This window comes from Bacteroides sp. RCH18 (genome assembly GCF_058231005.1).
In genome coordinates, this window is record NZ_JBIPTC010000002.1 from 228122 (window position 1) to 240625 (window position 12504).

Here is a 12504-nt window from a genome sequence, read left to right on the forward strand (position 1 = left end):
AAACAACTTAGTATGAAGATAAAGAAGATTGTAACTTTAATGATGGGCTTGTCATTTTCATTATGCGCATTTGCCCAGGAAGACTGGCAACTTGTTTGGAGTGATGAATTTAATGCAGATGGTCCTTTGAACTCTTCTGTATGGAACTTTGAGCAAGGATATGCGCGTAATGAAGAAGCTCAATGGTATCAATCCGACAATGCAGTTTGCAAGAATGGGCTGTTGATAATAGAAGCCCGGAAAGAGCAGAACCGTAAAAATCCTCTTTATGTATCTGGAAGTAATGATTGGCGGAAGAAGAGAGAATTTATCGACTATACCTCTTCTTCAGTGACTACTGCCGGAAAGAAAGAGTTTCTGTATGGGCGTTTTGAGATAAAGGCACGTATTCCTGTGGCAAAAGGAGCATGGCCTGCTATCTGGACATTGGGAAGTAATATGGAATGGCCTTCATGTGGTGAGATAGATATCATGGAATATTATCAGATTAAAGGAATACCGCATATCTTAGCCAATGCTGCTTGGGGAACAGACAAACCTTGGCATGCAAAATGGGACAGTCAGGCTACTCCTTATTCGCATTTCACTGACAAAGATCCCGATTGGGCATCTAAGTTCCATATCTGGCGCATGGATTGGGATGAAGAGGCTATCAAACTATATCTGGACGATGAACTGCTGAATGAAATCCCTCTGAGCAGCACAAGGAATGGAAGTATCGGTAAAGGTACCAATCCTTTTACAAAACCACAATACCTGTTACTGAATCTCGCCATTGGCGGAATTAACGGTGGCCCGATTGATGAGGCCGCCCTGCCGATGAAGTATGAAATAGATTATGTAAGAGTCTATCAGAAAGAAAAGGGAATCGCTTCCGGAAAGGTCTGGAGAGATACGGATGGTAATGTCATCAATGCGCACGGTGGCGGAATACTTTTCCATGAAGGAAAATATTATTGGTTTGGAGAACACCGTCCTGCATCCGGTTTTGTCACAGAGAAGGGAATCAACTGTTATTCATCAACAGACCTGTATAACTGGAAATCTGAAGGTATTGCCTTAGCTGTCTCTGAGGAAGAAGGGCATGATATTGAGAAAGGATGCATCATGGAACGCCCCAAGGTGATCTATAATGCGAAAACCGGGAAATTTGTCATGTGGCTTCATTTAGAACTGAAAGGACAAGGTTATGGACCTGCGCGTGCCGCCGTTGCAGTGAGTGATTCTCCTGCCGGTCCCTATCGTTTCATTCGCTCCGGTCGGGTCAATCCGGGAGCTTACCCCTTGAACATGACCCGGAAAGAACGGAAAATGAAGTGGAATCCGGAAGAGTATAAGGAATGGTGGACCCCGAAGTGGTATGAAGCTATTGCAAAAGGGGTGTTCGTAAAGCGTGATCTGAAAGACGGACAAATGTCCCGTGATATGACTTTATTTGTGGACGATGACGGAAAGGCTTATCATATCTATTCCTCAGAAGATAACCTGACATTGCAGATTGCAGAACTGACCGACGATTATCTCAGTCATACAGGAAAATATATCCGTATTTTCCCCGGTGGACACAATGAGGCTCCTGCTATATTCAAGAAAGAGGGTACTTACTGGATGATAACTTCCGGTTGCACGGGATGGGATCCTAATAAAGCCCGTTTGCTAACCGCTGATTCTATTCTGGGCGAATGGAAGCAACTGCCGAACCCTTGTGTCGGTGAAGATGCGGATAAGACATTTGGAGGACAAAGTACTTATATATTGCCTTTGCCGGAGAAAGGTCAATTTGTCTTTATGGCGGATATGTGGCGTCCGAAGAGCCTGGCGGATTCACGCTATATCTGGCTGCCTGTTCAGTTCGATGATAAAGGAGTCCCCTTTATAAAATGGATGGATAGGTGGAATTTTGATTAATATCGTATATATAGAAGCCGGCGGATATACTTCTCGTATTCATTGTTGAAAGCAATAAATATCCCTTATGAGAAAGGGGAAAATTCCGGAAGATTATACATTTTGCGAAGAATGGTCTTTTTATATCCCTTTTTTGACGGATATTTGAACTCTTTTCTTTATGGTATAGGTTATCTTTGTGAGCGAATGATTTCACTGCGAGGTGATATGTCGGCAGAGAACAATGAGAAACATCAAAAATAATGAAATATATATGGTAAGAATGTTATTACTGGTAGTGGTTTGTATCGGGTTACTGCCAATACAGATGCGAGCTCAGAAGAATAGTTATATTATTCCCGGGGAAGTGTGGAAGGATACGGACGGTAACCCTATCAATGCCCATGGCGGGGGACTTCTTTACCACGACGGTACTTACTACTGGTATGGAGAATATAAAAAAGGCAAAACGATTTTGCCTGATTGGGCTACCTGGGAGTGTTACCGTACAGATGTGACAGGAGTAGGCTGCTATTCTTCCAAAGATTTACTGAACTGGAAGTTTGAGGGCATTGTGCTTCCGGCAGTTAAAGAGGACCCGAACCATGACCTGCATCCGTCGAAGGTTTTGGAACGTCCGAAAGTGATTTATAATAAAAAGACTGGTAAGTTCGTGATGTGGGCACATGTAGAGAGTGCCGATTACAGCAAAGCGTGTGCCGGAGTGGCTGTCTCTGATTCTCCAAACGGACCATTCACTTACTTGGGAAGTTTCCGGCCGAATAATGCGATGAGCCGTGACCAGACAGTTTTCGTCGATGATGACGGACGTGCCTATCAATTCTATTCTTCAGAAAATAACGAAACCATGTATATCAGTCTCCTGACAGACGATTACCTGAAACCAAGCGGACGCTTTACACGCAATTTCATCAAAGAGTCCCGTGAAGCTCCGGCAGTGTTTAAGCATAAAGGTAAATATTATATGCTAAGTTCCGGCTGCACCGGCTGGGACCCGAATGTGGCGGAAATCGCAGTGGCGGATTCCATCATGGGTACATGGAAAACGATAGGTAATCCTTGTACGGGTCCGGATGCAGACAAGACTTTCTATGCGCAGAGTACATACGTACAACCGGTCATTGGAAAGAAGAATGCCTATATTGCCATGTTTGACCGCTGGAAAAAGAAAGACCTCGAAGATTCGCGCTATGTATGGCTTCCTGTATTGATAAAAGACGGAGCTATTACCATCCCATGGCATGAAAAGTGGGATTTGACCGTCTTTGACAAACAGAAGAAATCTGACAAATACAAGAAATCTGATAAACAGAAAAAATAAACCATGAAACGGACACTGCTGCTTACTTTTTTACTACTATCTGTTTCTGCCTTATGCTTTTCGCAAAAACTGGTGGAAGTTGCCAAAGGATATAGTTGTACATCTGTCAATACAACGGTATTCCGCAATAATTCATTGGTGACGCATGGGGATGAGCAATATATCAGCTATTATGATGCCGACGGCTATCTTGTGTTGGGCAAACGGAAACTAAATTCGAAGCAATGGACATTGCATCGTACTCAATATCGTGGAAATGTAAAAGATGCCCACAATATCATCAGTATAATGGTAGACGGAGAAGGGTATCTGCACGTTTCTTTTGACCATCACGGACACAAGTTGAATTACTGCCGCAGTATCGCCCCCGGTTCTCTGGAACTGGGCGATAAAATGCCGATGACCGGAGTGGACGAAGGAAATGTTACATATCCGGAGTTTTACCCTCTGACAGGCGGGGATTTGTTGTTTGTCTACCGTTCCGGTTCTTCCGGACGTGGAAATCTGGTGATGAACCGTTATTCATTGAAAGACCATAAATGGGTCCGTGTGCAGGATGTTCTGATTGATGGTGAAGACAAACGAAATGCTTACTGGCAGCTATATGTAGACGAAAAAGGTACGATTCATCTTTCATGGGTATGGCGTGAAACCTGGCAGGTGGAGACCAACCACGACCTTTGCTACGCACGTTCTTTTGATAACGGAGTGACTTGGTATAAGTCGGATGGTGAACAATATAAACTTCCGATTACAGCTTCGAATGCAGAGTATGCTTGTCGTATTCCACAAAACTCGGAATTGATAAACCAGACAAGTATGAGTGCAGACGCTGATGGCAATCCTTATATTGCCACTTATTGGAGGAGTTCGGACAGTGAAGTCCCACAATATCGCATTGTCTGGAATGACGGGAAGGCATGGCATTATCGTCAGGTGACAGACCGCAAGACTCCGTTTACACTGAAAGGAGGAGGCACTAAGATGATTCCTGTTGCCCGTCCGCGTATTGTGGTAGAGGATGGAGAAATCTTCTATATTTTCCGTGACGAAGAGCGGGGCAGCCGTGTTTCAATGGCACATACTGCTGATGTTGCCAACGGTAAGTGGATAGTCACCGACCTGACGGATTTTTCCGTAGATGCCTGGGAACCGTCCCATGACACGGAATTGTGGAAGAAACAGCGGAAGCTCAATCTCTTCGTACAGCACACTTGTCAGGGTGACGGTGAACGCACGGCAGAGATTGAACCTCAAATGATATATGTACTGGAAGCGAATACGAATACAAAAAAATAAAGATATGAAGAAATTGTATGCAACTCTTTTTTTCGCACTGGTGGTAGGCTGTGCGGTGTGTGCCGGTTGCACAACCAAGAAAGTTTCATCTTCGGCAGAAGTGGTTGACATTATTTATAAAGTCAATGGCTACTGGCAGACAAATCATCCGGAACACGGGCGTTCTTTCTGGGACAATGCCGCTTATCATACCGGAAACATGGAGGCTTACTTCCTGACCAACAAACCGGAATACCTGGAATACTCAAAAGGATGGGCGGAACATAATGAGTGGAAAGGCGCTAAATCGGATCATAAAGCCAACTGGAAGTACAGTTATGGCGAAAGCAATGATTATGTACTGTTCGGCGATTATCAGATCTGTTTTCAGACGTATGCCGATTTATATAATCTGGAACCGGATACGCATAAGATAGCCCGTGCCCGTGAGGTGATGGAGTATCAGATGAGTACACCCAACAATGATTATTGGTGGTGGGCGGATGGTTTATATATGGTAATGCCTGTGATGACCAAACTATATAATATCACTAAAAATCCACTTTACCTGGAGAAACTGCATGAATACCTCGCTTATGCAGACAGTATCATGTATGATGAAGAAGCCGGACTTTACTATCGCGATGGAAAATACGTATACCCCAAGCACAAAAGTGTGAATGGTAAAAAGGATTTCTGGGCACGTGGTGATGGCTGGGTACTGGCAGGGCTGGCGAAAGTCTTGAAAGACCTTCCGGAAACAGATAAGTATCGCCAGGAATATATAGACCGTTTCCGTACATTGGCAAAATCTGTTGCGGCTTGTCAGCAACCTGAAGGGTATTGGACGCGTAGTATGCTCGATGCGCAGCATGCACCGGGACCCGAAACAAGTGGTACGGCATTCTTTACGTACGGTCTGCAATGGGGGATCAATAACGGTTTCCTTGACTCCGCCCATTATCAGCCTGTAGTTGAGAAGGCATGGAAATATTTGTCAACAGTTGCTTTACAGCCCGACGGAAAGATCGGTTATGTGCAACCCATCGGCGAGAAAGCCATACCGGGGCAAGTCGTAGATGCTAATTCTACTTCAAACTTCGGAGTCGGTGCTTTCCTGCTGGCAGCTTGTGAAAGGGTACGTTATCTGGAATCACTTATTCAGCATTAAACTCATATAAGGTTGTAATGCCTGAAATATTCTTCCTGTCAGCTCACTGATATTCATTAGTATATGTGCGCCGGGCAAACGCTCGGTGCTATACATACATTTACCATTACACAGATAGTAATAGCCATTATTTACTGACAATTGTTTATCTGATACTTCCAGTTGCATTTCGTCCTCAGGAAAAGCAGAGGCGTACAGTTGCAGCACTTCTTTGGCATTGATGATTCGCGCCATTCCCAACGGATATTGCGTCTGTTCTTTCTCCGGAGGAAGCAACTGAGTCATATGCCTGCATCCTGTAAATTGCTTGATATGGTGCAACAGACTGTGCTCGGCATCTTTGGTTTCTGCAAAAAGCTCGCTGATAATTAATTGCTTATCTCTTCTGTATACAATAGCCAATCCATTGATTTGATTTTCTGATCTGGCAGTAACCAAAATTCCGTCACTGAGGATAAGGTCCGCCATGACTACTTGAAAATCCTCAAAGGAGTGCTGGATGCAGCAAGTGCGTCCGGAAAGTTTGCTGTTTAGATATTCGTAAACTTCTTTCTGACATCCGACTTCAGAGGTGACTGTTATTTCTTTAGACGGAATAAATTCCGGTACGGTAATCTCTTTAACCGAATATTGGAATACGGAAGCATATCCCATCCGGGTGTAATAATCGAATAGCCAAGGTTCGGCGGGAATCAATGTACTGAAATACGTTCCGTTACGAAGCATCCTTGCAAAGGCTTGGGAGAGTAATTCGCGCATCACTCCGTTTCCACGAAAATCCGGATGAGTGCAGGCTCCTGAAATGTAAGAGGTCTGTACGGTATCTCCGCAGAAAGTCATTGGATAAGGAATCATCTGAAGAGCGGAAACAATCTCATCCCCACTTTCGATAGCAACGTTTATTTCGTTTTTATAGCGCAGCCTGAAGTACATTTCAACGAACTCTTCATTGTCGTCGAAACATAACTGCCATAATGCCTTAACCTTTTCTTTTGTCGTCATACCTTATATATTATTACCATCTGACCATATCCATAGGATGGTCTTTCAGACAAGCCATATACTTTTCAAGGATAGTTACCGGTTGATAAGACAACTTAGCCTTGCGTAAGCCTTCAATACCTAAATCTTCTTCCCGGTTGATATAGATATACTGTTCGGGAATGCGGTTGGCAAACTCGTAATTAATCATGGCGTAAGCACCGTCAATGCTGGTGTCTGCCTTTTCTACATGTACCCCGAATGTTTCATGGTTGATAGGCATCCCGAAAGTAAATGCCACAATTTTCCCGTTGACGTGGAGAATGCCTCCGGTCAGACCGAGTGCTTCGAAATTATGTAAGGCATAAATGAGGGCACGACGTTCATTTCCCGTTCCTTCCTGTTGGTCGCAGTTGTTCACTTTGCACCATTCGGCTTCCAGATCCAGACATTCTTGAATACGGTCGGGCGTAATCGGTGTATATTCGTAATCGGGATACGTATTACGGAACCGGTTGATATGATTTCTCTTTGCCTGAAATTTCTTTCCTTTCAAGGTAGCCAGATCACTCCTTAAATATATATAGTCGGCATAGGCACGGTCTTCCGTGAAAATGAACCGTTCGGGTAAAATCGCTTCGAGGTCGGCACGCATATTGCTGCAGACTCCCAACATGCAGAAATTATGCTTCTCCTTATCCGCATCTTCGATTAATTTCCGTAATACAGCTTTCAGATCGCCGTTTCCTATAGGCATCATATATGCCAGTTGTTCGCCGGCCCAAAATTTGAATACCAGAAAATCGTCGATGACTGCAAATTGAGTATCGTACAAGAACCTCCAGCTACAGAGGTTGGAAAATGAAAGATCGCAGTTTCGGCGGTCACTTTTCATGGTGAATGCAGTTATTGTGTCTCTATCAGCTAGTGTAATGTCTTTAAATGGAATCATAAAATGCTTTTTGCGTTTAACTCTTTATATAACGGAAAATGAAAGAATTTTGTTTTTACAAAACACCTAATAATCGCAGGATAGTCGGTGTCAGTAATGCGGTGAATATTCCATTCAGTGTCAATCCCAGGCTGGCATACGCCCCGTATTTGCTGCTGATGTCCATGGCGGTGGAAGTGCCGACAGCGTGGGCGGCTGTTCCCATCGAAAGCCCTTGGGCTATCGGACTGCCTACGTGCATGATTTTCATTGTCTTAAATCCGCAGATGGCTCCCAGTAAACCTACCGCTACTACAACGGCTGCCGTCAGTGACGGGATACCTCCGATAGCCTTGGTCACTTCCATGGCAATCGGAGTCGTTACGGATTTAGGTGCCAATGAAAGAATAACTTCTTGTGAAGCTCCCATAAACTTGGCGATTAATACCACAGAGATCACTCCGACGATGCACCCTGCCAGTTGAGACAGGAGGATAGGCAGCAATTGTTTCTTAATCATTTCCAGCTGAAGATATAAAGGGACCCCCAAAGCTACCACAGCCGGGCGTAACCAGAATTCGATGAGATGCCCTCCCTGATTGTAAGTCTCGTAAGAGATATTTGCCATTTTAAGGAAGATAATCAGAACGGCAATGGTGAGTAAGATCGGGTTCAGCAATACCAGCCCCGTTTTCTTCTGAAGCAATTTGGCAAAGAAGAAAACGCCGAAAGTGACAGCCAGCAGAAAGAAATTATTTTCTAAAAAGCTCATTTGTCTTTATTCATTAAGTTAGTTTTGTTTTTTAAATGTAGCTTGTCGGACAAGTGAAAGTCTGATAAGCGTAGGCTACGCGCCAGTTTGATCTGGCGTGCCAGTCTGAATTTGCGGACAATCTGGTGTACCCATCCCGTTACGACCAGCACGAGAGCCGTGCTAACGATTGTTGCGATGACGATAGGCCAGAATTCTGCCGCAATAACGTCGAAGTACAACATCAATGCTACTCCGGGAGGTACGAAAAAGAAGCCCAGATTAGCTACCAGAAAGTCGGACAATCCCTGCACCCACTGCAGTTTGATCCAGCCTAATTTCAAAAAAAGGGTGAGCAGCAGCATACCGATAATGCTGGAGGGGAGCTTGATCCCTGTTAAATAAACGATTAATTCACCCAAAGCCAAACAGCCAAATAAAATGGCACACTGACGTATCATACACTAATTACCTATTGATTTGTTTGAAAACACTGCAAAGGTAGAAAAAATAGAAGTACAGTGTTAAATATTATAATATTTTAGACTTGGAGAATAAAATTAGCCGGAATTGTAATGTGGATATTGCAAAATTGAGTACTTTTGCAGCGCAAATTACAAATCGTAACAAGGTTTATAATATTATTCAAATATATCTATGCTTAATTTAATCAACCAAATCGTGGCTCGTGCGAAAGCAGACCGCCAACGTATTGTTCTTCCGGAAGGAACTGAAGAACGCACATTAAAAGCTGCCAATCAGATTTTGACAGATGAAGTTGCTGACCTTATTTTACTGGGTAAACCCGCTGAAATTAACGAACTCGCAGTGAAATGGGGACTGGGTAACATCAGCAAAGCTACTATTATCGATCCTGAAACTTCTCCGAAACACGAAGAGTATGCACAATTGCTGTGCGAGCTTCGCAAGAAGAAAGGCATGACTATCGAAGAAGCCCGTCAATTGACGAATGATCCTTTGTTTTATGGTTGTTTAATGATTAAGAGCGGTGATGCTGACGGTCAGTTGGCAGGTGCCCGCAACACAACAGGCAATGTACTGCGTCCGGCTTTACAGATTATCAAGACTGCTCCGGGCATCACTTGTGTATTCGGTGCTATGTTACTCTTGACTCATGCTCCCGAGTATGGTAAGAACGGTATTCTGGTAATGGGTGACGTTGCCGTAACTCCGGTTCCGGACCCTAACCAACTGGCACAGATTGCTGTTTGTACGGCACAGACTGCCAAAGCCGTTGCCGGTATCGAAAATCCGAAAGTGGCTATGCTGAGCTTCTCTACCAAAGGTTCCGCTAAACATGAAGTAGTGGATAAAGTAGTGGAAGCTACCAAGATCGCTAAGGAAATGGCTCCTACACTTGATCTGGACGGAGAAATGCAGGCTGATGCTGCTCTTGTTCCTGAAGTAGGCGCAAGCAAAGCTCCGGGTTCACCCGTAGCGGGAGAGGCTAACGTGCTGATCGTTCCGAGTCTGGAAGTAGGAAATATTTCTTATAAACTGGTACAACGTCTGGGACATGCCGACGCTATCGGCCCGATCCTTCAGGGTATCGCCCGTCCGGTGAATGACTTGTCTCGTGGTTGCTCCATCGAAGATGTATATCGTATGATTGCTATTACGGCTAATCAGGCTATTGCAGCAAAAAACAATAAATAAGTATCAAGTATTAAGTATTAAAGACAATATGAAAATTCTAGTATTGAACTGTGGCAGTTCATCCATCAAATATAAATTGTTCGATATGACCACCAAAGAAGTGATTGCACAAGGTGGTATCGAAAAAATCGGTCTGAAAGGCTCTTTCCTTAAATTGACTTTGCCGAATGGCGAAAAGAAAGTACTCGAAAAAGACATTCCGGAACATACGATTGGTGTGGAGTTCATTCTGAATACATTGATTAGCCCGGAATACGGAGCTATCAAATCACTGGACGAAATCAATGCGGTAGGTCACCGTATGGTACACGGAGGCGAACGTTTCAGTGAATCTGTATTGCTGAACAAAGAAGTACTCGAAGCTTTTGCTGCCTGCAACGACCTGGCTCCGCTTCACAATCCTGCCAACTTGAAAGGTGTGAATGCAGTTTCTGCTATTCTTCCCAACATTCCGCAGGTAGGCGTATTTGATACAGCTTTCCATCAGACGATGCCGGATTATGCTTATATGTATGCTATTCCCTACGAAATGTATGAGAAATATGGCGTACGTCGTTATGGCTTCCACGGAACTTCTCACCGTTATGTTTCAAAACGTGTATGTGAGTTCCTTGGCGTTAATCCGGTAGGACAAAAAATCATCACTTGCCATATTGGTAACGGTGGTTCTATCGCTGCTATCAAGGATGGCAAATGTATAGATACTACCATGGGACTGACTCCGTTGGAAGGTTTGATGATGGGTACCCGTAGCGGTGACATTGATGCCGGTGCAGTAACATTTATCATGGAAAAAGAAGGCTTGAATACGACAGGCATTTCTAACCTGCTGAACAAGAAGAGCGGCGTACTGGGTATTTCCGGCGTATCAAGCGATATGCGCGAACTGCTGGCCGCTTGTGCTAACGGAAACGAAAGAGCCATCCTTGCTGAAAAGATGTACTACTACCGTATTAAGAAATATATCGGTGCTTATGCTGCGGCATTGGGCGGTGTAGATATCATCCTGTTTACAGGTGGTGTAGGCGAAAATCAGTTTGAATGCCGTGAATCTGTTTGTAAAGACATGGAATTCATGGGTATTAAACTGGACAATAATGTGAATGCAAAAGTTCGTGGTGAGGAAGCTATTATTTCTACTGCAGATTCTAAAGTGAAAGTAGTAGTGATTCCGACAGATGAAGAGTTGTTGATTGCATCGGATACAATGGATATTCTGAAAAAGTAAGAAGAACTGAGATAATAAAAAAAGGCGGCTTATCATGAAGTCGCCTTTTTTTGTTAACTCTTTTATAAGTCTCGTTTTTTTTACCTTACTTTGTGCTTCAAATCAATATTCGTTTTATTGGATTTACGCAAAATCGTTATTTTATAAATTCATTGATATGCGCTATTCTGTCATAATTCCCGTTTACAATCGTCCCGATGAGGTGGATGAATTGCTGCAAAGTCTCACTGTACAGTGTTTTAAAGATTTTGAAGTAGTTATTGTTGAAGATGGTTCATCCATCCCTTGTAAGGAAGTGGCAGATCGGTATACAGATCGGTTGGACATCAAGTATTTTTCTAAACCTAATTCCGGACCGGGGCAAAGTCGTAATTATGGAGCGGAGCGAAGCGAAGGAGAATATTTTATCATACTGGACTCTGATGTCATTTTGCCCGAAGGATATTTTGACGCGATAGAGAAAGAACTTCAGGCTTCTCCCGCTGATGCGTTCGGCGGTCCCGACCGTGCACACGATTCTTTTACGGATATTCAGAAAGCCATCAATTACTCGATGACTTCCTTCTTTACAACAGGCGGCATCCGTGGCGGAAAAAAGAAGATGGACAAGTTTTATCCTCGTAGCTTCAATATGGGGATTCGTCGCGAAGTGTATGAAGCTTTGGGGGGATTCTCTAAAATGCGCTTCGGGGAAGATATCGACTTCAGTATCCGTATTTTTAAAGGTGGCTATACTTGTCGTCTTTTCCCCGATGCGTGGGTATATCACAAACGTCGGACAGACTTGAAGAAGTTCTTTAAGCAAGTCCATAACTCCGGCATTGCCCGCATTAACCTTTATAAGAAATATCCCGATTCGTTGAAATTGGTGCATTTGCTACCGGCAGTGTTCACGCTGGGAGTCTCTTTGCTTTTATTACTGACTCTTTTGGGGTTGGGGCTCGTTCTGTTAGCTTTTTATCTGCTATATTCCAAAACGGTTCCCGGATGTGCGACAGGTGAGATGGTACTTCTGTTTTTAGGATTTGCCGCCATGTTGGCAGCACCTCTTCCCTTACTGCTTTATTCCTTGGTGGTTTGCGTGGATTCGACAATCAGAAATCGCAGTTTATGGATTGGAATGCTGTCGATTACTGCTTCCTTTATACAACTAATTGGTTATGGTACGGGATTCTGGCGTGCATGGTGGCAGCGCTGTATAAGAGGAAAGGACGAATTCGAGGCTTTTCAAAAGAATTTTTATAAGTAAGTGATTTGA

Annotated in this window: 11 protein-coding genes; 7 read left to right on the forward strand and 4 right to left on the reverse strand. The window is 43.8% G+C overall.

Annotated features, from left to right (window positions below; all coding sequences use genetic code 11):
* Positions 1–12 precede the first annotated feature (12 nt).
* The 4 genes from ACHLI0_RS16130 to ACHLI0_RS16145 all read left to right on the forward strand — a co-directional run bounded on the left by ACHLI0_RS16130 (position 13) and on the right by ACHLI0_RS16145 (position 5678).
* Positions 13–1908 carry a family 43 glycosylhydrolase gene (locus ACHLI0_RS16130; RefSeq protein ID WP_490749674.1) on the forward strand — a complete coding sequence of 632 codons (1896 nt, stop codon included), beginning with the start codon at positions 13–15 and terminating at the stop codon, positions 1906–1908.
* A 253-nt stretch (positions 1909–2161) separates the two neighbouring features.
* Positions 2162–3229, forward strand: a complete 1068-nt coding sequence (locus ACHLI0_RS16135; protein ID WP_055220483.1) for a glycoside hydrolase family 43 protein — start codon at positions 2162–2164, stop codon at positions 3227–3229.
* A 3-nt stretch (positions 3230–3232) separates the two neighbouring features.
* On the forward strand, positions 3233–4528 hold the full coding sequence (locus ACHLI0_RS16140) for an alpha-l-rhamnosidase (RefSeq protein WP_490749675.1): 1296 nt from the start codon (positions 3233–3235) through the stop codon (positions 4526–4528).
* 4 nt (positions 4529–4532) lie between these two features.
* Entirely contained in the window at positions 4533–5678 is a 1146-nt protein-coding gene (locus tag ACHLI0_RS16145) for a glycoside hydrolase family 88/105 protein (protein WP_234118940.1), read from the forward strand.
* Here the strand turns inward: ACHLI0_RS16145 and ACHLI0_RS16150 are convergent.
* Genes ACHLI0_RS16150 through ACHLI0_RS16165 form a run of 4 tightly spaced genes read right to left on the reverse strand, consistent with a single transcriptional unit; the run spans position 5661 to position 8802 of the window.
* Complete coding sequence (locus ACHLI0_RS16150; RefSeq protein ID WP_490749676.1) at positions 5661–6680, reverse strand: GNAT family N-acetyltransferase; 1020 nt, start codon at positions 6678–6680, stop codon at positions 5661–5663. The two genes, ACHLI0_RS16145 and ACHLI0_RS16150, sit on opposite strands and share 18 nt — an antisense overlap.
* Positions 6681–6693: 13 nt before the next feature.
* Positions 6694–7611, reverse strand: coding sequence for a DUF2156 domain-containing protein (locus ACHLI0_RS16155; protein ID WP_008767013.1), 918 nt, complete (start codon positions 7609–7611; stop codon positions 6694–6696).
* Positions 7612–7666: 55 nt separating this feature from the next.
* A complete protein-coding gene (locus tag ACHLI0_RS16160; protein ID WP_008762629.1) occupies positions 7667–8362 on the reverse strand; it encodes an LrgB family protein in 696 nt (231 codons plus the stop codon).
* Entirely contained in the window at positions 8359–8802 is a 444-nt protein-coding gene (locus ACHLI0_RS16165; RefSeq protein ID WP_008767012.1) for a CidA/LrgA family protein, read from the reverse strand. Before ACHLI0_RS16165 ends, ACHLI0_RS16160 begins: the two co-directional genes overlap by 4 nt.
* Positions 8803–8998: 196 nt before the next feature.
* On the opposite strand from ACHLI0_RS16165, the gene pta reads away from it, so the two are divergent.
* The 3 genes from pta (at position 8999) to ACHLI0_RS16180 (ending at position 12495) form a co-directional block, all read left to right on the forward strand.
* The gene (gene pta, locus ACHLI0_RS16170; RefSeq protein WP_490749677.1) at positions 8999–10018 is read left to right on the forward strand and encodes a phosphate acetyltransferase; all 1020 of its coding nucleotides are present in this window, start codon (positions 8999–9001) and stop codon (positions 10016–10018) included.
* Between the two features lie 28 nt (positions 10019–10046).
* A complete protein-coding gene (locus ACHLI0_RS16175; RefSeq protein WP_008762632.1) occupies positions 10047–11246 on the forward strand; it encodes an acetate kinase in 1200 nt (399 codons plus the stop codon).
* A 157-nt stretch (positions 11247–11403) separates the two neighbouring features.
* The gene (locus ACHLI0_RS16180; RefSeq protein WP_490749678.1) at positions 11404–12495 is read left to right on the forward strand and encodes a glycosyltransferase; all 1092 of its coding nucleotides are present in this window, start codon (positions 11404–11406) and stop codon (positions 12493–12495) included.
* Positions 12496–12504 lie beyond the last annotated feature (9 nt).

Excerpts from the sequence above, each read along its gene's own strand:
- ACHLI0_RS16140 (WP_490749675.1), top strand. The coding sequence starts at position 3,233 with ATGAAACGGACACTGCTGCTTACTTTTTTACTACTATCTGTTTCTGCC.
- ACHLI0_RS16165 (WP_008767012.1), bottom strand. The coding sequence starts at position 8,802 with ATGATACGTCAGTGTGCCATTTTATTTGGCTGTTTGGCTTTGGGTGAA.
- ACHLI0_RS16145 (WP_234118940.1), top strand. The coding sequence starts at position 4,533 with ATGAAGAAATTGTATGCAACTCTTTTTTTCGCACTGGTGGTAGGCTGT.
- ACHLI0_RS16180 (WP_490749678.1), top strand. The coding sequence starts at position 11,404 with ATGCGCTATTCTGTCATAATTCCCGTTTACAATCGTCCCGATGAGGTG.
- ACHLI0_RS16155 (WP_008767013.1), bottom strand. The coding sequence starts at position 7,611 with ATGATTCCATTTAAAGACATTACACTAGCTGATAGAGACACAATAACT.
- ACHLI0_RS16150 (WP_490749676.1), bottom strand. The coding sequence starts at position 6,680 with ATGACGACAAAAGAAAAGGTTAAGGCATTATGGCAGTTATGTTTCGAC.
- ACHLI0_RS16130 (WP_490749674.1), top strand. The coding sequence starts at position 13 with ATGAAGATAAAGAAGATTGTAACTTTAATGATGGGCTTGTCATTTTCA.
- ACHLI0_RS16135 (WP_055220483.1), top strand. The coding sequence starts at position 2,162 with ATGGTAAGAATGTTATTACTGGTAGTGGTTTGTATCGGGTTACTGCCA.
- ACHLI0_RS16175 (WP_008762632.1), top strand. The coding sequence starts at position 10,047 with ATGAAAATTCTAGTATTGAACTGTGGCAGTTCATCCATCAAATATAAA.
- pta (WP_490749677.1), top strand. The coding sequence starts at position 8,999 with ATGCTTAATTTAATCAACCAAATCGTGGCTCGTGCGAAAGCAGACCGC.
- ACHLI0_RS16160 (WP_008762629.1), bottom strand. The coding sequence starts at position 8,362 with ATGAGCTTTTTAGAAAATAATTTCTTTCTGCTGGCTGTCACTTTCGGC.